General features: G+C 61.2%; 19 protein-coding genes. 8 read left to right on the top strand and 11 right to left on the bottom strand.

Translation table 11 applies throughout. The features are described from left to right. Window positions 1-96 precede the first annotated feature (96 nt). From ASB58_RS10790 to ASB58_RS10810, 5 genes are read right to left on the bottom strand one after another with little or no spacing between them, the layout of a single operon-like run. The gene (locus tag ASB58_RS10790; RefSeq protein WP_118130669.1) at window positions 97-1,329 is read right to left on the bottom strand and encodes an aspartate aminotransferase family protein; all 1,233 of its coding nucleotides are present in this window, start codon (window positions 1,327-1,329) and stop codon (window positions 97-99) included. After that, a complete protein-coding gene (gene pdxK, locus ASB58_RS10795) occupies window positions 1,305-2,240 on the bottom strand; it encodes a pyridoxine/pyridoxal/pyridoxamine kinase (protein ID WP_118130671.1) in 936 nt (311 codons plus the stop codon). Before pdxK ends, ASB58_RS10790 begins: the two co-directional genes overlap by 25 nt. Further along, window positions 2,237-2,959 (bottom strand): glutamine amidotransferase, encoded by a 723-nt coding sequence (locus ASB58_RS10800; protein WP_118130673.1) that lies wholly within the window; start codon window positions 2,957-2,959, stop codon window positions 2,237-2,239. Before ASB58_RS10800 ends, pdxK begins: the two co-directional genes overlap by 4 nt. Further along, complete coding sequence (locus ASB58_RS10805; RefSeq protein WP_118130675.1) at window positions 2,956-3,771, bottom strand: YggS family pyridoxal phosphate-dependent enzyme; 816 nt, start codon at window positions 3,769-3,771, stop codon at window positions 2,956-2,958. Before ASB58_RS10805 ends, ASB58_RS10800 begins: the two co-directional genes overlap by 4 nt. Further along, complete coding sequence (locus tag ASB58_RS10810; RefSeq protein WP_118130677.1) at window positions 3,771-5,012, bottom strand: benzoate/H(+) symporter BenE family transporter; 1,242 nt, start codon at window positions 5,010-5,012, stop codon at window positions 3,771-3,773. Before ASB58_RS10810 ends, ASB58_RS10805 begins: the two co-directional genes overlap by 1 nt. 107 nt (window positions 5,013-5,119) lie before the next feature. Between ASB58_RS10810 and pdxR the strand changes: the two genes are divergently transcribed. Together pdxR and ASB58_RS10820 are read left to right on the top strand one after the other, a co-directional pair. Next, entirely contained in the window at window positions 5,120-6,616 is a 1,497-nt protein-coding gene (gene pdxR / locus ASB58_RS10815) for a MocR-like pyridoxine biosynthesis transcription factor PdxR (RefSeq protein ID WP_118130679.1), read from the top strand. A gap of 30 nt (window positions 6,617-6,646) precedes the next feature. After that, complete coding sequence (locus tag ASB58_RS10820; protein ID WP_118130682.1) at window positions 6,647-7,843, top strand: MFS transporter; 1,197 nt, start codon at window positions 6,647-6,649, stop codon at window positions 7,841-7,843. A 205-nt stretch (window positions 7,844-8,048) separates the two neighbouring features. On the opposite strand, the gene groL is transcribed toward ASB58_RS10820, so the two are convergent. The 3 genes from groL to ASB58_RS10835 form a co-directional block, all read right to left on the bottom strand. After that, window positions 8,049-9,692: a chaperonin GroEL gene (gene groL / locus ASB58_RS10825; RefSeq protein ID WP_096002904.1), complete on the bottom strand. Its 1,644-nt coding sequence runs from the start codon at window positions 9,690-9,692 to the stop codon at window positions 8,049-8,051. A 48-nt stretch (window positions 9,693-9,740) separates the two neighbouring features. Continuing rightward, window positions 9,741-10,034, bottom strand: a complete 294-nt coding sequence (locus ASB58_RS10830; RefSeq protein ID WP_096002905.1) for a co-chaperone GroES — start codon at window positions 10,032-10,034, stop codon at window positions 9,741-9,743. Window positions 10,035-10,240: 206 nt separating this feature from the next. Next, the gene (locus ASB58_RS10835; protein WP_118130684.1) at window positions 10,241-10,690 is read right to left on the bottom strand and encodes an FxsA family protein; all 450 of its coding nucleotides are present in this window, start codon (window positions 10,688-10,690) and stop codon (window positions 10,241-10,243) included. Window positions 10,691-10,910: 220 nt separating this feature from the next. Here ASB58_RS10835 and ASB58_RS10840 point away from each other — a divergent pair, with 220 nt between their 5' ends. After that, complete coding sequence (locus tag ASB58_RS10840; protein WP_096002907.1) at window positions 10,911-11,669, top strand: SDR family oxidoreductase; 759 nt, start codon at window positions 10,911-10,913, stop codon at window positions 11,667-11,669. A 54-nt stretch (window positions 11,670-11,723) separates the two neighbouring features. On the opposite strand, the gene ASB58_RS10845 is transcribed toward ASB58_RS10840, so the two are convergent. After that, window positions 11,724-12,740, bottom strand: a complete 1,017-nt coding sequence (locus ASB58_RS10845; RefSeq protein WP_096002908.1) for a DUF481 domain-containing protein — start codon at window positions 12,738-12,740, stop codon at window positions 11,724-11,726. 41 nt (window positions 12,741-12,781) lie between these two features. Between ASB58_RS10845 and ASB58_RS10850 the strand changes: the two genes are divergently transcribed. Both ASB58_RS10850 and ASB58_RS10855 read left to right on the top strand, forming a co-directional pair. Then, window positions 12,782-13,132, top strand: a complete 351-nt coding sequence (locus ASB58_RS10850; protein WP_118130686.1) for an MGMT family protein — start codon at window positions 12,782-12,784, stop codon at window positions 13,130-13,132. Window positions 13,133-13,153: 21 nt separating this feature from the next. After that, on the top strand, window positions 13,154-14,524 hold the full coding sequence (locus ASB58_RS10855; RefSeq protein ID WP_118130688.1) for an AmpG family muropeptide MFS transporter: 1,371 nt from the start codon (window positions 13,154-13,156) through the stop codon (window positions 14,522-14,524). A gap of 70 nt (window positions 14,525-14,594) precedes the next feature. On the opposite strand, the gene ASB58_RS10860 is transcribed toward ASB58_RS10855, so the two are convergent. Together ASB58_RS10860 and ASB58_RS10865 are read right to left on the bottom strand one after the other, a co-directional pair. After that, a complete protein-coding gene (locus tag ASB58_RS10860) occupies window positions 14,595-15,434 on the bottom strand; it encodes a mechanosensitive ion channel family protein (RefSeq protein ID WP_096002911.1) in 840 nt (279 codons plus the stop codon). 38 nt (window positions 15,435-15,472) lie between these two features. Next, window positions 15,473-15,958, bottom strand: coding sequence for a YajQ family cyclic di-GMP-binding protein (locus tag ASB58_RS10865; protein WP_118130690.1), 486 nt, complete (start codon window positions 15,956-15,958; stop codon window positions 15,473-15,475). A gap of 103 nt (window positions 15,959-16,061) precedes the next feature. On the opposite strand from ASB58_RS10865, the gene ASB58_RS10870 reads away from it, so the two are divergent. From ASB58_RS10870 to ASB58_RS10880, 3 genes are read left to right on the top strand one after another with little or no spacing between them, the layout of a single operon-like run. Further along, complete coding sequence (locus tag ASB58_RS10870; RefSeq protein ID WP_118130692.1) at window positions 16,062-17,018, top strand: GGDEF domain-containing response regulator; 957 nt, start codon at window positions 16,062-16,064, stop codon at window positions 17,016-17,018. Between the two features lie 4 nt (window positions 17,019-17,022). Continuing rightward, window positions 17,023-17,931, top strand: a complete 909-nt coding sequence (locus tag ASB58_RS10875) for a 2-dehydropantoate 2-reductase (protein WP_118130694.1) — start codon at window positions 17,023-17,025, stop codon at window positions 17,929-17,931. Between the two features lie 48 nt (window positions 17,932-17,979). Continuing rightward, on the top strand, window positions 17,980-18,546 hold the full coding sequence (locus ASB58_RS10880; RefSeq protein WP_096002915.1) for a cob(I)yrinic acid a,c-diamide adenosyltransferase: 567 nt from the start codon (window positions 17,980-17,982) through the stop codon (window positions 18,544-18,546). The last annotated feature ends 21 nt before the right edge of the window (window positions 18,547-18,567 follow it).

The following is an 18,567-nucleotide window of genomic DNA, read 5'->3' on the forward strand; positions in this document are numbered from 1 at the left end:
GTTCCTTTCTCTGAAATTCGGGATTGGCCTATTCAGGACGGCGAGCGTCATTCAGCTCAACTACGCCCACCGTCACTTGCGGGTTCACTTCGCAAATCAGGTCGCGGGCTCCAGCTCTGCGCTAGGTTGAACTTTCATCACACCCACCTCCGTCCCCATCGACAGCAGGCGGGTAAGACGCAGCACAATGTCGTCGATTTGCTCGTCAGTGCAGGTAAGCGGCGGCAATAGCCGAATGACGGTATCTCGGGTCACCGTAATAAGCAGCTGCTGCTCGGACAGCGCGCGTCCCACCAGCTCCTTGCAGGGCCGATCCAGCTCGATTCCTACCATCAGTCCCTGACCACGGATGGCAGTGACATGCGGATGAGCGCCCAGCGCCTGCTGCAACCCCGCGAGCAAACGAGCACCCTGCACCGCAGCCCGTTCCGCCAGCCGCTCTCGCGCCATGATGTCGAGCACGGTAAAGGCCACCCTGCAGGCCAGCGGATTACCGCCGAAAGTCGAACCGTGCAGACCGGGAGAAAACAGATCAGCCGCCGCACCGCGCGCCAGGCAGGCGCCGATAGGAAACCCGTTACCCAGGGCCTTTGCCAGCGTTATGACGTCCGGCTCGATGTCCGCTATCTGATAGCCGAACCAGGCGCCTGTGCGGCCCAGGCCGGTTTGAATCTCATCCAGCATCAACAGCCAGCCATGCTGGTCACAGAGTGAGCGCAGCTCGCGTAAGTAGTCAGCACTGGCCACCCGAATGCCGCCTTCACCCTGCACCGGCTCGATCAGCACCGCGACAATGTCCGGGCAGTGTTCGGCCGCCTCGCGTGCTGCACAAATGTCGTTGTAGGGGACCCGCAGAAAGCCCTCGGGTAGCGGCCCGAAGCCCTGCTGGTTAGCCGGATTGTCTGTGGCGGCGAGTGTCGCCAGGGTGCGGCCATGGAAGGCATTTCCCATGACCAGTATCTGCGGCTGCAGGACCTGTTTACGATGGGCGTGCAGCCGGGCCAGCTTGATAGCCGTCTCGTTGGCTTCGGCGCCCGAGTTGCAGAAAAAGGCGCTTTGCATCCCGGTCAACGCGCACAGTCGTTCTCCCAGCCGCTCCTGCCAGTCGATGCCAAACACGTTGGAGGTGTGAAGCAGTGTCTTTGCCTGATCGGCGATGACAGCAGCAATCTCCGGATGAGCGTGACCAAGGCTGGTGACCGCGACACCGGCAATCGCATCCAGGTACTCAACACCCTGTTCATCCCAGAGCTGCGCGCCGTTACCACGCACGAAGGAGACCGGTTGACGAGCATAGGCGCGCATCAGATGGGAAGTGACTGCTTGCATGGAAAAATCCTGTAGGTAAATTTGCTGACTGACGCATGATCCACCGCCCTGCCGGCATTGCATCGGCCAGTCAGGGGCAGCAGCAATTCAGCGCATTGCGCCTGCTGGGTACGCTGCAACACGCTAACGACGTGGCGGCACGCGCGGGTGGCCGCCTCCGACAGATCGACACCATTGATCCAATGCCCGACCAAGCTGGCACAGAACAGGTCGCCAGTGCCCTTGGGGGTCGCAGTGAGGCGCGGATGCGCGATAACTTCAGCCTGGGTGCGGGTGACGAGCACGACCTGCATTTCGTCAGCGGCCCAGGTATCAGGTGCCGCACTGGTGACGGCAACCCATTGCGTGCGTCCGGTCAGCAAGGTGCGGGCGGCGGCAACCACGCTTTCAACATCATTCACCGGCCGCCCGGTCAGGCGCCCCAGCTCGAATCCGTTGGGCGTCAAGCCCTCGGCCAGCGGCAGCAGATCCCGGCGATACGCATCCACAAGACCCGGATCGACATAGATGCCGTGATCGGTATCGCCCAGCACCGGATCAATCACGACGCGCAAATCGGTCTGCTGCCGCTGCCGCGCCCGAATCCAGGGCGCCAGCGCATCAACCTGCCGGGCGTTACCAAGATAGCCGACCAGAATACCGCGCAAGGCGTGCAGCGCACCGCGAGCCGACAGGTCATTCAGGTAGCCACCGAACCACTCAAGGGGCAGCGCGCCACCGTGCATTGTCGGGTAATACGGCGTATTGCTGAACATAACGGTAGGAACCGCAGCCACCGACAATGCCAGCGCTTCGAGCGTCGGCACGGCAACATTGTTACCAACCCGGCCATACACAACCTGTGACTGCACCGACACCACATCGACAGGCAAAGCTTGAACTGAGCAGGGCAAAGACAGAGAGGCGGTCATGGTGACATCCCCCCTGATGGCGCTGCTTCAACCTCATCCAGCCAAGCTGCAAACGCCGCCCGTGCGGCCTGCGGCAGATCGGACTGCAACGCCTGCGCCTCGGCACGCAGAGCACACGGATCGATGCCAGCGAGTGCCAGTTCGCACGCATGGCCGACCAGCCAGCGCTCAATACGCCGGGGGTCCGCCTCCAGGTGGCATTGCAGGGCCAGTACGTGGTTACCCACCCTGAAAGCCTGGTTGGCACAGATGGCTGTTCCCGCCAACCGCGTGGCGCCGGCAGGCATGTCGAAGCGATCACCGTGCCAGTGCAGCACCGGCACATCGCCCAGCGCTGCCAGCGGCGAAGCGTTCCCCTCCGCGGTGAGCGTCAATGGCGCGAAGCCGATTTCCTTGCCCCCCATGCCGCTGACACTGGCGCCCAAAGCGCGTGCAATCAACTGAGCACCCAGACAAATGCCCAGCAGTGGGCGCTTACTCTCCAGGCGGTGCCTGATCACCGCCAACTCATCAGTAATGAAAGGATAGGCGGGATCATCAAAGGCGCCGATGGGGCCACCCAGCAGCACCAGCAAGTCGGCCGATAGCGTATCGGCCGCATACAGACTATCTACGGTGGCATCCAGATAACGCACGGTATAGCCACGAGCCTGCAGCAGCGGCTCCAGCGTTCCGAGGTCTTCAAAAGCCAGATGGCGGATGGCAATGGCGGTTTTCATGTTTTCGGTTCCTTTGTGCTGGGTTCACCGGGCCAGTAATAGCTATCCGGCATTGGACGGGCGCCAAAGATGGCCTGGCCGACGCGCACCACGGTGGCGCCTTCCTCAATAGCAATTTCGAAGTCACCCGACATGCCCATTGAAAGCTCATCCAGCACCATGCCTGGCGGCGCGTCCTGACGCAGGCGATCACGCAGCTCTCGCAGCCGCACAAAGCACTGACGCACCCGTTCGGCATCGCTGGAGAACAGCGCCAGCGTCATCAGTCCACGGACCCGCAAGGTCGTGAATGCCGGTAGCGCCTGCAGGAAGGCCGGTACTGCGTCGGGGCTGAGTCCGTACTTGCTGGACTCTCCCGAAGTATTGACCTGCACAAACACGTTCAACGTGCGGCCTTCCAGCTGCAGGCGATGATCCAGCGCGGCAGCGACACGCACACTGTCCAGCGCCTGAAACTCGGTCGCGAAACGTGCGACCAGTTTGGCCTTGTTGGTCTGCAGATGGCCGATGACCGACCAGCGCAGATCGGTCAAATCCTGCATCGCCGTCCATTTGCGGTACGCCTCCTGTGGCTTGTTTTCACCCAGCATCCTGCAGCCTGCAGCATGGGCTAACCGTAAACGTGTTTCGGGCTTGGTCTTGCTGACGGGTAGCAGGCGCACCGTTGCCGGGTCTCGGCCAACGCGCTGGCAAGCGGCAACGATCCGCGCCTGCACCGCAGCCAGATTGCGGCGAACCTCCTCAACCGTTGTAGCTTCGGGGTAGCGACCGTGTTGATCGTGGCTGGTTGGGGTCTCGGATACCATACTCATCAGCGTGTGCTCCCTTCAGTCGATGCCGGCGCGACAGTCGATGCCGCTGTCCGCTGGGGTAGCCGGCCGTGCAGCAGCGCATACGCCGCCAGCCCGATCACCAGCCCCCAGAAAGCACCACCAATACCCAGCAGGTTGATGTTGCCGGCCGCAGCCAGAAAAGTGATCAACGAGGCTTCGCGGGTCTTGGTATCAGCCATCGCGCTGGCAAGACTGCCACCGATGGTGCCGAGCAACGCCAAGCCTGCCAGCGTGGTGATGAAGGTCGCCGGAAACGCCATGAAAACCGCAGCCAATGTGACCCCGAACACGCCGACCAGGATATAAAACACGCCCGCAGCGATACCGGAGATCCAGCGCTTGGATGGCTCTGCGTGTGACTCTTGGCCGGTACAGATGGCGGCCGTGATCGCAGCGATGTTAAAGGCGTGCGAGCCGAATGGCGCCATCAGCAACGAACCCAGCCCGGTGATCATCACAATAGGGTTGGCACTGGTTTTAAAACCGTCGTTACGCAATACCAGCATGCCTGGCATGTACTGTCCGGTCAGGGTGATCAGGAACAGCGGCAGCGCCACGCTCAATAGCGCATTGAGGGAGAAGACCGGCATGGTGAAAACCGGTGTCGCCAGTTCCAGCCTCAGCTCCGACAGGTCGACGCGATCCTGAACCAGCAGAAAGCCAAGCCCTAGCAGCAGAATGCCGACCACCGCATAGCGCGCCGAGAACCGCTTGAACACCAGGTAAGCAACGATCAGCCCCCCAGCCAGCAGCGGGTCGATGCTCATTCCACCGAACGCCCCGATACCGAACTGGAGCAGGATGCCGGCCAGCAAGCCGGCAGCCACGCCCGGCGGGATCAAACGGATAACCCGCTCGAACCAGCCCGACAACCCCAGCACCACAAAAGCCGCAGCCGAAACAAGGTAAGCACCCACAGCTTCGGCATAGGACGTAGTCGCCAGCGCCGTGACCAGGAAAGCGGCTGCCGGGGTGGACCAGGCGGTGATGACCGGCTCACGGGAAGCCCAGCTCAGGAGGATCCCCGTCACGCCCACACCAATGGAAATCGACCACACCCAGGAGGCGGTCAACTCAGGGCCAAGCCCCGCTACCTTGGCGGCCTGGAACACCAGGATGAAGGTACCGCCGTAGTTGACGATAACCGAGATCAGACCTGCCAGAACAGGATGGAGCAAGTCGCTCCCGCGAACAGAGGAAGGTGCAGAGACAGATGACATGGCCTGATGTTGGCTCCTGAAACATGACTGGGCGGGTTGTGAAATATATTTATACCCTTAAAATGGCCTGGTTATACCAGCCAATTCTGCACAGAGGATCAGACCAATTGTTCAGGCATGCCCAACTTGAATCAGTCAAAGCCTGGATCAGTGATCCGGCGCATGCCGCCCTGCCGCTGCATGCACGTGTGCAGCGGGCCATTCGTCAACTGATCCTTGATGGCGTGCTCGATGTGGGCAGACCGCTGCCCGCGACACGTGCGCTGGCAAAGTCTTTGGGGGTGTCCCGCGACACGGTTGAGTCAGCCTACAGCCAGCTGCACGCGGAGGGCTTCATCGAACGGCGGGTGGGTAGCGGCAGCTTTGTCTCAGAGCGTGCGCAACGCCTGCAAGGCCTCGGCAATACAGCACGCCCCAGAACACAGCACGAGACAACACGTCTCAGCCAGCGTGGGAGCGCCCTATTTCAGGGTGGTGGCGTACGCGACTTTCTGCTGCCACGTGCCTTTGCGCCGGGTGTCCCCGAGACACGCAGTTTTCCACTGCAGACCTGGGAGCGGCTGGAGCGACAGGTGTTGAAGGATTACGGCACGCAGGCATTGCTGCATAGCCCGCCACAGGGCATGGAGTCACTGCGGCGCGCCATCGCCAACTACGTCAATCTTGAACGTGGGGCACGCGCCACGCCTGAACGCGTACTGGTGCTGACCAGCTCCCAGCAAGCCTTGACCCTGTGCGCCCAGGTATTACTCGACGCTGGTGACCGGATTTTTATCGAAGATCCGGCGTATCACGGGGCACGCAAGGCATTCGATGCTGCCGGCCTGGAGTGCGTGCCCATCCCTGTGGACTCGGACGGACTGCGCGTGGACCAACTGCTCGAGTCAACACAGGCAGCCAATGGGGCGGCGAAGGCGGTGTTCCTTACGCCATCGCATCAGTTCCCTAGCGGAGCGACACTGGCCCTGGATCGGCGGCTGGCAGTCATCGACTGGGCCAGCCAGCAGCAAGGCTGGATCATCGAGGACGATTACGACAGCGAGTTTCACTACGCCGGCAAGCCTACCGCCTGCGTACAGGGGCTTGATCCGCACGATCGCACTATCTACATCGGCACCTTCACCAAATCGCTGTTTCCCGGGCTGCGCATCGGCTACATGGTGTTGCCTCCCGCATTGGTCGCCCCCATGACCGTGGCCCGCACCCTGCTTGACGGACACAGCGCACCGATTCCGCAACTCACGCTGGCACGCTTTATCGACGACGGTCACTTCGGCGCACATGTGCGAACCATGCGATCCATCTATGCCAAGCGACGCGATGTACTGGCCCAGTTGATAACAGAGCACCTGGCTGACTATCTGGAACCACGCGTGCCCGCAGGTGGCATGCAGATGCCCTGCCTGTTCACCCGTGACCTCCCCGAACATGAGGCAGTGGAATCTGCGCGCCGGGCCGGCATCGACCTGCTGGGACTAGCAGCCCTGCACGCATCGAGCAGGCACCAGGCGGGTTTCCTGATGGGGTTCGCCGCTCATGCGCCCCATGAACTGGAAGCGGCAGTCAAAAAACTTGCAACCGTACTGGATACGCTCTGCGGCTGATCCCCGGCAGGGGAATAACGAGGGACTGAAATGAAGTCGTCACCCAATCTGTTATTGGGGCAGGTATCCATCGCCCATCTGGTCAGCCATCTGCACATCATGGCACTCCCCGCGCTGCTGCCGCTGCTACCTGACACCATGCAAGTCGGCTTTGTCGAGCTGGGCTTTGCGATCGGTCTGTTCAATATCGTTTCTGCGCTGGTACAGGTGCCGCTCGGCTATCTGGTTGATCGGCTGGGAGCCCGGCGGATGCTGATGGCCGCACTCCTGCTGGGGGCGTTCAGCTTCGGACTGGTCGCCGTATTCCCCAGCTACCCATCTCTGCTCGTCGCCATGACCCTTGCTGGCCTGGCCAACGGGGTCTACCACCCGGCCGATTACTCGCTTTTGTCACGCGGTCTGCCTATCGACAAAATGGGCAGAGCCTTCTCAATTCATACCTTCGCAGGTTTTCTGGGTGGGGCTCTGGCACCGCCGGTCATGGTTGGCGTTGCACTGCTTCTGGCACCCCGCTGGTCCTTTGCCGTTGCCGCACTGGCCGGGCTGGCTGCCTGGGGTGTGATGATCAGCAGCACACCGACAACAAACCACCATCGCGATGCCATTGCCGGTGGATCGCACAACGCCGGGACCCGCCCGGTGTCCACATCAGTAATGACGCTGGCAGTCCTGACGTTGCTGTTCACTCTGCTCAGCCTGAGCACAGGCGCTATCGAGAAGTTTTCGGTATCAGCGCTGGTACAGGGCTTTGACGTGACATTGCCGGCAGCCAACCTGGCACTGACAGTCTTTCTGTTTGCCAGCGCCTTTGGCGTGCTGGCCGGTGGTGTGCTGGCGGATCGCACCAGCCGGCATGGCTATGTCGCGGCGGGGGCCTTTGCGCTGGCGGCATTGATCGTCGTCCTGATTATCCAGGTAGCGCTACCCCCCATTGCCCTGACGATCGCCTTGGGGGCGACGGGGTTCCTGACCGGAATGGTGGCCCCTTCGCGTGACATGCTGGTGCGGGCAGCATCGCCGGCGGGTGCCGAGGGCAAGACCTTCGGCATCGTCTCCACCGGCTTCAACCTGGGTGGCGTCATCGGCCCGATCCTGTTCGGCCTCTTGCTGGATCGCGGGCTGGCCACCGGCGTGCTTTGGGCGGCCGTCGGCTTCATGCTAACGACCACCGCAGTGGTTCTGCTTCAGGAGAGACACCAGCGCAGCAGGTCCGCCTTGGCGGGTTAAGCAATGGCTGATGTGAATGAAGAGCGACTTCGCGCCTACGTTTGACCAGCAGCGTCCGACTGTGGAGCGCTAGCCAGACCCTTTTCGCCTTCCTGTCCGGGCCTGCGGGGCTGTTTTTTTCATACACCCAACGCGAGGGCGCGCTTTTGACGCATAAAAAAACCCGGCTCTTTCGAGCCGGGTTTCGGGTTTGCCAGGAGGCTGATTACATCATGCCGCCCATGCCACCCATGCCACCCATGCCGCCCATGTCAGGCATAGCCGGCTTCTCTTCCGGCAGCTCAGCGATCATGGCTTCGGTGGTGATCATCAGGCTGGCTACGGACGCAGCAGCCTGCAGCGCGCTGCGGGTGACCTTGGCCGGGTCCAGAATACCCATGGCGATCATGTCGCCGTATTCGCCGGTAGCAGCGTTGTAGCCGAAGTTGCCTTCGCCACCGCGCACCTTCTCCAGCACCACAGCGGCTTCTTCACCGGCGTTGGCAACAATCTGACGCAGCGGCGCTTCAACAGCGCGGCGCAGCAGCTTGATACCCACGTTCTGGTCTTCGTTGTCGCCAGTCAGACCGTCGATGGCAGCCAGGGTACGAACCAGGGCAACACCACCGCCAGGAACCACGCCCTCTTCTACCGCAGCGCGAGTAGCATGCAGCGCGTCTTCTACACGGTGCTTCTTCTCTTTCATTTCCACTTCGGTAGCAGCGCCAACCTTGATCACGGCAACGCCGCCAGCCAGCTTGGCCAGACGCTCTTGCAGCTTCTCTCGGTCGTAGTCGGAAGAAGTGTCTTCAACCTGCTTGCGGATCTGGTTAACGCGAGCTTCGATATCAGCCTTGGCGCCAGCGCCGTCAACAACAGTGGAGTTGTCTTTGTTGATCTGCACGCTCTTGGCTTGACCCAGGTGCTCCAGGGTAGTGGTTTCCAGGCTCAGGCCCACTTCTTCGCTGATCACGGTACCACCGGTCAGGATGGCGATGTCCTGCAGCATGGCCTTGCGACGGTCGCCGAAGCCCGGTGCCTTCACAGCAGCAACCTTGACGATGCCGCGCATGTTGTTGACAACCAGAGTCGCCAGCGCTTCGCCTTCGACGTCCTCAGCAACGATCATCAGCGGACGACCAGCCTTGGCAACGGCTTCCAGAACCGGCAGCAGCTCGCGGATGTTGGAGATTTTCTTGTCGACCAGCAGGATGTACGGGTTGTCCAGGTCAGCGGACATGGTTTCCGGCTTGTTGACGAAATAGGGAGACAGGTAGCCACGGTCAAACTGCATGCCTTCTACGACAGACAGCTCGTTTTCCAGACCGGAACCTTCTTCAACGGTGATGACGCCTTCTTTACCGACGCGGTCCATGGCTTCAGCGATGATGCTGCCGACGGACTCGTCAGAGTTGGCGGAGATGGTGCCTACCTGAGCGATGGCCTTGGAGTCGGCGCAGGGCTTGGCCAGGTTTTTCAGCTCGGCAACGATGCCGGCGGTGGCTTTGTCGATACCGCGCTTGAGATCCATCGGGTTCATGCCGGCAGCAACGGCCTTCAGACCTTCGGTGACGATGGCTTGAGCCAGTACGGTGGCAGTGGTGGTACCGTCACCAGCGTCGTCATTGGCGCGGGAGGCAACGTCTTTAACCAGTTGCGCGCCCATGTTTTCGAACTTGTCTTTCAGCTCGATTTCCTTGGCAACGGAAACGCCGTCTTTGGTGATCAGCGGCGCGCCGAAGCTGCGCTCGATCAGCACGTTACGACCCTTCGGACCCAGAGTAGCTTTTACCGCATTGGCCAGCGTGTTGACGCCGTCCAGCATCTTGTTGCGACCGGAAATACCGAATTTAACTTCTTTTGCAGCCATGATTGCTTTCCTTCAAATGAATTCGTTAAGGGGTTAGCGGCAGCTGGATCAGCCTTCGATTACACCGTAGATTTCGGACTCGCTCATGATCAGCAGCTCTTCACCTTCGACTTTGATGGTGTTGTTGCCGGAGTAAGGACCGAATACCACCTTGTCGCCTTCTTTGACGGCCAGCGGACGGACTTCGCCGTTGTCCTGCAGACGCCCGGTACCTACAGCAACGATAACGCCGGTATTCGGCTTTTCAGCGGCCGAACCGGGCAGCACGATACCGCCAGCGGTCTTGGTTTCTTCTTCGCTGCGACGAACGACTACGCGATCGTGTAACGGACGAATTTTCATCGTTGTGTGTCTCCCAATATTAAGTCTCAAATGCCGGATATCCGGCGCTTCCACGTTGAAATCCACAGCCGCCTGAGCCGCTGTGGGGGATACGCCTGTTGGCGCATCGCTGTTCAAGGCCCAGGAGCTCCTGGGCCTGCCAAACCGGTGTCAGATAGATGGGGCTGCGACGGGGCATTTCAAGGCCTCGCGCAAAGATTTTTTTTTCAATCGCGCTCGATTCGCTGGTCCCGCGGTGCACGCGGCTCTTCGCCGTCACGCCACTCACCCTCAATAATGGTGGTATTCCCCTGTTTCCAGACCGTCGGGCCGCCCAGCTCGCCCGGAGCGGGCTTTCCACGCGAGACCAGTGCCAGGACCAGGCAGGGAATAGCCAGGGTGTCGGTAATCAAGCCAGGAATCATCAGCAACACACCGGCCAGTAACCACCACATGCCGGTTTTCAGCACAGCAAAGGGGGAGCGGTTTTCCGCCATGCGGATCTGCAATTGTTGCAGCATCGACCAGCCCTGGCGCTGAATCAGCACCAGGCCCAGCAGGCCGGTACCCAGCACCCAAAGCAGGGTTGCGCCTACCCCGACACGCTGGCCAAGCAGAATAAGGCTGGCCAGCTCAAACAGGGGAAGGAGCAGAAGAAGGAATCTGAACAGGGGCATACGCACCTCGTAATGGACAGGTTTTGCCTATATGGGTATGACCGTCGCAGCTTTCAAGGTTCCTGTCGATCAATGGTTGGCCGTCCATTCGGGTGCCCGGAAGGCAAACGCCGAGACATAGTCAGAAAGTGACTTGAATGCAGGTTCAGGTCTTCAAAAGAGACTGAATCTGGTGCATGCTTGCGCACCTGTTTCAACTACCCACTACGAGGAGTGCCTGATGCAACTGCAAGACAGCGTGATCATCATTACCGGCGGCGGCCAGGGTCTGGGCCGGGCCATGGGCGAGTTCCTGGCAGCCAAGGGCGCCAGGCTGGCGCTGGTCGACCTCAACCAGGAGGCACTGGATGCTGCCGTCGCGGCTTGCAAGCAGGCTGGTGGAGACGCTCGTTCCTATATCTGCAACGTGGCCAACGAAGAGCAGGTCACCCACATGGTGAACCAGGTGGCCGATGACTTTGGCGCCATTCACGGTCTGATCAACAATGCTGGCATCCTGCGCGACGGCCTGCTGCTGAAGGCGAAAGACGGCCAGATCCAGAAAATGAGCATGGCGCAGTGGCAGTCGGTGATCGACGTCAACCTGACCGGCGTTTTCCTCGGCACCCGTGAAGTGGCCGCCAAGATGATTGAGCTGGGCACACCAGGCCTGATCATCAACATCTCGTCCATCTCACGTGCGGGCAACATCGGCCAGTCCAACTACTCCGCCGCCAAGGCCGGCGTGGCCGCCATGACAGTGACCTGGGCGAAGGAGCTGTCGCGCTACGGTATCCGCGTTGCCGGTATCGCGCCGGGCTTCATCGAAACCGAGATGACCGGCAGCATGAAGCCGGAAGCGCTGGAGAAGATGACCTCGGGTATTCCGCTCAAGCGCATGGGCAAACCGGCGGAGATTGCGCACTCTGCGGCGTACCTGTTCGAGAACGACTACTACACCGGTCGCATCCTTGAACTGGACGGCGGTCTGCGCATTTAAGCCCAGGCGCCAAGTCCTTGCCGGCGGCATCCGCCGCCGGCACGTTTGCTCAAACTACCAGCCCACACCCAGCCCCAGGGTGTAGGTGGTGTCGTGATACCCGGTGTCATCCGTGGTGTTGAGATAATCCCACTCCCCTTTGATGCTCAGCGACGCCCAATTGGTCAGGCGGTAGCGCAGGCCCAACTCGGCGTCCATCAGGTAGCGTACCGCCGGATCATCCGGCAGCTGGGTTTCTGCGTTGTGAAACAACTCGAAGCGCTTGCCGAACAGGTAGCGCCGATAATCCCACTGCAGCCCCAATGCATCGTACTTGTCGCGCGTACCGTCGCGCTGCTCGGTCCACCAGCGACTTGCCAGCACCGAGGTTTCAAAGCGCCCCAGCGCATTGTTCCACCACTGATAACCGGGGCCGGTACCAAATTGCCGCTGGCGCGCCAGCTCCCCCAGATGATCACGCTTGTAGCGCAGACGGCTGGCCCAAAACCACTGGTCGGTAAGAAAGCGGTTCAGATCATAGGAGGCGTCCAGCGTATGGCTGGTCTCCACGTCATCGGTATAGTCACGGTCATAGTCCAGCGCTACGTCATGTCGCCAGCGGCCATGCTGCAGACTGGAGGCCAGGTCGACATCGATCTCGCGCTTCTCGTTACCCGAGGTATCCTTGAGGTCCAACTCTGCGGTAATGTCCCCTTCCCAGACCATGTCGTGCACCACCGGTCTGGGCACCAGCAAGCGCTGAATCGACGAGATCTGCGTTGCCACCGGGCGACGATTGGGCACGCGCAGCAGCACCTGGCCCGGCTCCTCGGCCTCAGCCAACTGCACGGTGTACTCACTACCGTTCTTCAAGCGCACCAGCACCGGCTCTTCGCTGGTAAAGGTACGCACCCGAGCAATATTGACCGAAACCGTGCCGGCGTACTCGGTGCGCAGCACCAGTTTGCCTGCATCGAGAAACTCCACCTTGCCGCTCACCCGATCCCCATTGTCGAGCCACAACGTATCGGCGACACTGCCCATCGACAACACCGCCAACACCGACCCTGTTACTACCTGACGCAACACCATCGACGCATACCCTGAATAGTCGAGAAAACAGAAAACCTTGCATGAAAGACCAGAAAACGTCCGGCACGTTCCGGGCCGAGCCCCCCGACCCGCGCCGAGACGCCTTTTTCCTGGCACTGGCGAGCATCCCGCCAGGCCGCGTTACCAGCTACGGCAAGCTGGCTGAGCTGGCAGGACTGGGCCGCGGCGCACGCCTGGTCGGGCGCTGGCTGGGGCAGTTGCCTGAGGGCTCACGCCTGCCATGGCATCGCGTGCTCAATAGCCAGGGCAAGCTGTCGCTGGGCGCCGATACACCAGCAGGACAGGAACAACGGGCACGCCTGAGCGCCGAAGGCGTGCTGGTGCGCAGTGGTCGCGTCAACCTGCAACACTATGGCTGGCCAGATGTCTGAGCCGCCGCAACAAGGACACCCATGAGTCTCGACACTTCTCGGCAACCCCCTCAGCCAGCCCACGAGGGGCTGCGAGTCTACCTCAAGCCACGCGTCATCGGCATGCTGTTCCTCGGCTTTTCCGCGGGCTTGCCACTGCTGCTGGTTGGCGGCACCTTCAGCGCCTGGCTGCGCGACATCGGCGTGGAGCTGGCCTCCATCGGCTTTCTCAGCTGGGTCGGCATGGCCCACTCAATCAAGGTGCTGTGGGCCCCGCTGATTGACCGTCTACCCGTACCGGTGCTGACGCGGCTGCTCGGCCGCCGCCGCAGCTGGATGCTGCTGGCGCAGCTGGTGATAGCCGGCGCGCTGCTTGGTATGTCACTGAGCAACCCTCTGGAACACCTGGAGTGGGTTGCGCTCTGGGCGGTGCTGGCCGCCTTTGGCTCGGCGACCCAGGATGTCGCCATTGACGCCTACCGGGTCGAGGCCGAAGCACGCCACCGACAGGCGGCGATGGCCGCCACCTACGTGACTGGCTACCGCGTGGCGATTCTGGCAGCGGGCGCTGGCGCCCTGCATATCGCCGCCCTGCAAGACTGGAGCAGCGCTTATGCGCTGATGGCTGGACTGATGCTGGTGGGGCTGGTCACCACGCTGTGCATCGCCGAGCCCGAGGTGCATGCCAACCAGGACGCAGAGCTCGCCGAGCGCGCCCTCAGTCAGCAGCTCGGCACCACCGGCAACGGCTGGCGCGGAGCGCTCTCGCAATGGGCAACCAACGCCTTTGTCGCCCCCTTCACCGAGTTCTTCGGCCGCTACGGGCGCGTTGCCATTGTCATTCTGCTGTTTGTCGCCACCTTCCGCATCAGCGACATTTTCATGGGCACCATGGCCAATCCCTTTTACCTGGATATCGGCTTCAGCAAGGAGCAGATCGCCAATATCGCCGCCGCCTTCGGCCTCGCCATGACTCTGGGCGGTGCGGCCCTGGGCGGTTTTATGGTCGCGCGCTTTGGCATTGCGCCGATTCTGATCCTGACTGCCTTTATGGCACCGGCAACCAACCTGGTGTTTGCCTGGCTGGCCTATATTGGCCCCGAGCCACAGGGGCTGGTACTAGCCATCATTGCCGACAACATCACCGGCGGCCTGGCCATCTCCGTGTTCATCGCCTATCTGTCGAGCCTGACCAACACCGCCTATACCGCCACCCAATACGCGCTGTTCAGCTCACTGATGACCCTGCCCGGACAATTCGCCGCCGGCTTTACCGGCCTGCTGGCCACGCAGCTGGGCTGGGTCGGCTTCTTCTGCGTGACGGCATTGACCGGTCTGCCGGCGATCATCCTGGCCTTCGCCCTGCTCAAGCTGGCACATCCGGATCGGGTTGCTCGCCCTGGCATCGACTGAGCGCCGCAAAAGCACAGGACATAACGCAGAAAACCCGGCACGAGCCGGGTTTTCTGTACAGCGCTGACGATTACTCTGCTGCCGCTTCGGTAACCATGTGCACGGTGCGCTGCGGGAAGGGAATGGTGATCCCCTGCGCGTCGAAGGCTTCCTTGGCCTGCTCCTGGATGTCCCAGAATACGCCCCAGAAGTCTTCGGTCTTGGTCCACATGCGCAGCGACAGATTGACTGAGTTGTCGCCCAGTGACACCAGCCAGACCACGGCCTCCGGATCCTTCAGCACGCGGCTGTCGGCGGCGGCCAGACCGAGCAGAATGGAGCGGGCCTTCTTCACGTCATCGCCGTAATCGATGCCGATGTTCAGATCCACCCGACGGGTCGGCTGACGCGAGTAATTGATGATGTTGCCGTTGGACAGGCTACCGTTCGGGATGATGACGGTCTTGTTGTCCGGCGTCTTCAGGACGGTGTTGAAAATCTGAATGCTGTCGACGGTACCGCCAACGCCCTGCGCCTCGATGTACTCACCGGCACGGAACGGACGCAGAAACAGAATCAACGCGCCCCCGGCGAAGTTCGCCAGACTGCCCTGCAAGGCCAGACCAACGGCCAGACCGGCAGCACCCAACATGGCGATGAACGAGGTAGTTTCGATACCGATCATGCCGGCAACGGTGATCAGCAGCAGGACTTTCAGCGCAATCGAGACCAGCGCGGACACAAAGCCGTGTAGTGTAGGCTCGACGTTGCGCTTGTTCATCACGGTGTCCATCGCCTTGACCACGCGACCAATCAGCCACCAGCCAATGACAAGCGTCAGCAGGGCCAGAAACAGCTTGCTGCCATACTCAATCACCAGCGGCAGCCAGGCTTCCTCCAGCCCCTGCAGCTTCTCCATCAATTGCTCCATTACGTTCCCCTTTGCTTCTGAAAATGTCCGACTGAAATTCAGTCGCGAAAATTGTTGTACTGCAGCGGCATCTCCAGCTCGCTAGCGCGCAGCAGCGCCATCACATCCTGCAGGTCATCACGTTTCTTGCCCGTTACCCGCACCTGCTCACCCTGGATAGCCGCCTGCACCTTGAGCTTGGAATCCTTGATCAAGGCAACGATTTTCTTGGCAAGTTCCTTATCAATACCTTCCTTGAGCTCCACAGTCTGCTTGACCTGCTTGCCTGAGGCAAAGGGTTCATTGGCCTTCAGGCAGCGGATATCAATGTTGCGTTTGGTCAGACTCAGCTCGAGAATCTGCATCATCTGATCCAGCTGAAAGTCGGCATCACCAATCAGGGTGATCTGCTGCTGCTTGTCGTTAAACTCGAAGCTGCCCTTACCGCGCAGATCGTAGCGCCGCTCCAGTTCCTTCTTGGCATTATCCACCGCGTTGGTCACTTCATGTTTGTCCAGTTCGGACACCACGTCAAAGGACGGCATGCATCTACCCCTAAATCGCAAATATATGATGTTGATTGCAAAACAACAGTATACCCTCGTGGCATTATAACGAGATTGGTCAACGTCCAGCAGGGAGCACCTCATGCCGAATCCCCAACTCAGTATTCTGGTGGTGGATGACACCAAGTTCAGTAGCGCGGTCATCGGCCACACACTGAGCCAGGCCGGCTATAACGACATTCGCTTCGCCAGCTCGGCCATGGATGCCTTGAGCATGCATGAAGAGCGTCCCGCCAGCGTCATGGTCGCCGATTGGCTGATGCCCGAGATGGACGGCCTGGAGCTGACCACCCGCATCCGTCAACTGGACGAGCAAACCGACCATTACACCTACGTGGTACTGCTGACCGCCCGCGAAGGTGACAACGTGCTCAGCGAGGCCTTTGATCGCGGCGTCGACGACTTCATCAGCAAGTCGTCGATGAACGAGCAATTGCTACCCCGCATTTACGCTGCCGACCGCACCTCTCAGCTGATCAACCGCCTGCTGGATGAAAACCGGCTGCTGGCTACCAACAATGCCCAGCTGGAAGAGCACAATCTGGTTGATCGCCTGACCGCCATTGGCAACCGTCGCTATCTGCTGCAGCGCCTGAGCGACGCCCTGCGCAGCGTCGAGTCGCGCGGCGGCGCCTGCTGCCTGGTGGTCATGGGCGTACAAAACCTGCCCAACCTGAGCGAGCGCTTTGGCGATACCGTACGCCAGGAAGTGCTCCGCGGCACCGCACGCCGCCTGCAGCAACTCGTGCGTCCGACCGACGTCATCGCGCGGGTCGACAGCAATGCCTTTGCCATCGTTACCCTGGCTGAAGAAGCAGCCGACCTGAAGCCGGCCAGCTTCCGCCGGCTGCACGATGGCCTGAACCTCAAGGCCTTCAAGACCAGCGAAGGGTATCTGTCCATTCGCGCCGGCATGGTGCTGTGCACCTTGACCGACAAGCAGGCACTGCCCGATCCGCAACAGATGCTTGAGCAGGTCGAGGCCAAACTGACCGAAGCTTACGAAACCAATCTGATTACCGAAACCCGGCTGTCCTGAGCCCATGCTCTACATACTTGGTGCAGGCAGCCTCGGCCTGCTCTGGGCCGCGCGCCTGCAGCAAGCCGGTATCGCCTGCCGGGTGATCGTGCGCAACGCCCAGCAACTGGAAGCCTGGCAGCAGCGCAACAACCGCCTGCTGTTCAACGACGGCAACGGCAACCACGCGCTGACGCTGAATTTTGAAACGCCCGATACCACGCGGATGATCCGCCACCTGATCGTCGCCACCAAGGCACACGCCGCGCTTGAGGCAGTCAGGCAGCTACGGCATCGGCTGCGCCCGGCCGGCGACATCCTGATGCTGCAAAACGGCCTTGGCTCCCAGCAGGCCGTCGCTCAGGCCTGCCGGGCGCAGCAGGTGTTCGCCGCCAGCGTGACCGACGGCGCCTGGCAACCGGCGCCGGGCGAGTTGACCTGGGCTGGACGGGGCAGCACCGTGGTTGGTCCGCTCGACAGCGGCGCGCCGTGCCCGGAATGGTTCAACCGTCTCCCGCCCGCCCTGTTCGACTGGCGCTGGCAGACCCCGATCATGCCAACGCTGTGGCGCAAGCTGGCAATCAACTGCGCCATCAACCCCTTTACCCTGATCTACAACTGCCACAACGGCGAGGTACCAACACGGGCCGGCCCCTGGCTGGACACCTGCCTGACCGAACTGCAGGAGCTGCTGCGTGCGCAAGGCGTAACAGAAGAACTTGCCCCCTTGGTGCACGACGTCATTCGCAGCACCGCAGCCAACAGCTCTTCCATGCGTCAGGATCTGCACGCAGGCCGGCGTACCGAAATCGACTACATCCTTGGCTACGCCTGTCGCCAGGCGCGTCAGAACGATCTGCAAGCACCCGCACTGGAACGTTTGCTCGACGCAGCTAAAGACTGTCTGCGACGGCATCAGCTACCCACCGACTGAGCGCTGGCGGGTTAGACTCGGCATTCCCACTCAACCGGAGAGCATTTCATGGGCTATCGCCTCAGCAAACTCTATACGCGCACCGGCGACGGCGGCGAAACCGGCCTGGCCAACGGCGAGCGCATCAGCAAAGACCATCCGCGCGTCGAGGCGATGGGCGATGTCGACGAACTCAATTGTCAGCTTGGCCTGCTGCTAAGTCAGTTGGAAGCGCCCGAACTGAGCGCGTTGAAAACCCACCTGGTGCCGCTGCAGCACCGCCTGTTCGACCTGGGTGGCGAACTGGCCGTGCCCGGCCATGACATCATTGACGCCAGCGATGTCACGGCACTGGAAGCGCTGATTGATCACTACAACGCATCGCTGCCACCGCTGGAAAATTTCATCCTGCCGGGCGGCTCGCCGCTGATTGCGCAGGCGCACCTGGTGCGCAGCGTATGCCGCCGTGCGGAACGTCACTATCTGGGATTGGCGGTGCAGGAGGAGGTCAACAATCAGTCGGCAATTTATCTCAACCGCCTGTCTGACCTGCTGTTTGTGGTCGCTCGCAGCATCGCGCGACTGCAGGCGACCGAAGAAGTACTCTGGGCGCCTAAGCCCAAGCCAGAGGCCTGAGCACGGCGCCGCTTGCCGGCG

This window comes from Pseudomonas abyssi (genome assembly GCF_003444685.1).
Taxonomy (GTDB): Bacteria; Pseudomonadota; Gammaproteobacteria; order Pseudomonadales; family Pseudomonadaceae; genus Halopseudomonas; species Halopseudomonas abyssi.

What these genes read in the sequence shown, in the direction of transcription:
- ASB58_RS10790 (WP_118130669.1), bottom strand. Translation starts at nt 1,329, where the DNA reads ATGCAAGCAGTCACTTCCCATCTGATGCGCGCCTATGCTCGTCAACCG.
- pdxK (WP_118130671.1), bottom strand. Translation starts at nt 2,240, where the DNA reads ATGACCGCCTCTCTGTCTTTGCCCTGCTCAGTTCAAGCTTTGCCTGTC.
- ASB58_RS10800 (WP_118130673.1), bottom strand. Translation starts at nt 2,959, where the DNA reads ATGAAAACCGCCATTGCCATCCGCCATCTGGCTTTTGAAGACCTCGGA.
- ASB58_RS10805 (WP_118130675.1), bottom strand. Translation starts at nt 3,771, where the DNA reads ATGAGTATGGTATCCGAGACCCCAACCAGCCACGATCAACACGGTCGC.
- ASB58_RS10810 (WP_118130677.1), bottom strand. Translation starts at nt 5,012, where the DNA reads ATGTCATCTGTCTCTGCACCTTCCTCTGTTCGCGGGAGCGACTTGCTC.
- ASB58_RS10820 (WP_118130682.1), top strand. Translation starts at nt 6,647, where the DNA reads ATGAAGTCGTCACCCAATCTGTTATTGGGGCAGGTATCCATCGCCCAT.
- groL (WP_096002904.1), bottom strand. Translation starts at nt 9,692, where the DNA reads ATGGCTGCAAAAGAAGTTAAATTCGGTATTTCCGGTCGCAACAAGATG.
- ASB58_RS10830 (WP_096002905.1), bottom strand. Translation starts at nt 10,034, where the DNA reads ATGAAAATTCGTCCGTTACACGATCGCGTAGTCGTTCGTCGCAGCGAA.
- ASB58_RS10835 (WP_118130684.1), bottom strand. Translation starts at nt 10,690, where the DNA reads ATGCCCCTGTTCAGATTCCTTCTTCTGCTCCTTCCCCTGTTTGAGCTG.
- ASB58_RS10840 (WP_096002907.1), top strand. Translation starts at nt 10,911, where the DNA reads ATGCAACTGCAAGACAGCGTGATCATCATTACCGGCGGCGGCCAGGGT.
- ASB58_RS10845 (WP_096002908.1), bottom strand. Translation starts at nt 12,740, where the DNA reads ATGGTGTTGCGTCAGGTAGTAACAGGGTCGGTGTTGGCGGTGTTGTCG.
- ASB58_RS10850 (WP_118130686.1), top strand. Translation starts at nt 12,782, where the DNA reads ATGAAAGACCAGAAAACGTCCGGCACGTTCCGGGCCGAGCCCCCCGAC.
- ASB58_RS10855 (WP_118130688.1), top strand. Translation starts at nt 13,154, where the DNA reads ATGAGTCTCGACACTTCTCGGCAACCCCCTCAGCCAGCCCACGAGGGG.
- ASB58_RS10860 (WP_096002911.1), bottom strand. Translation starts at nt 15,434, where the DNA reads ATGGAGCAATTGATGGAGAAGCTGCAGGGGCTGGAGGAAGCCTGGCTG.
- ASB58_RS10865 (WP_118130690.1), bottom strand. Translation starts at nt 15,958, where the DNA reads ATGCCGTCCTTTGACGTGGTGTCCGAACTGGACAAACATGAAGTGACC.
- ASB58_RS10870 (WP_118130692.1), top strand. Translation starts at nt 16,062, where the DNA reads ATGCCGAATCCCCAACTCAGTATTCTGGTGGTGGATGACACCAAGTTC.
- ASB58_RS10875 (WP_118130694.1), top strand. Translation starts at nt 17,023, where the DNA reads ATGCTCTACATACTTGGTGCAGGCAGCCTCGGCCTGCTCTGGGCCGCG.
- ASB58_RS10880 (WP_096002915.1), top strand. Translation starts at nt 17,980, where the DNA reads ATGGGCTATCGCCTCAGCAAACTCTATACGCGCACCGGCGACGGCGGC.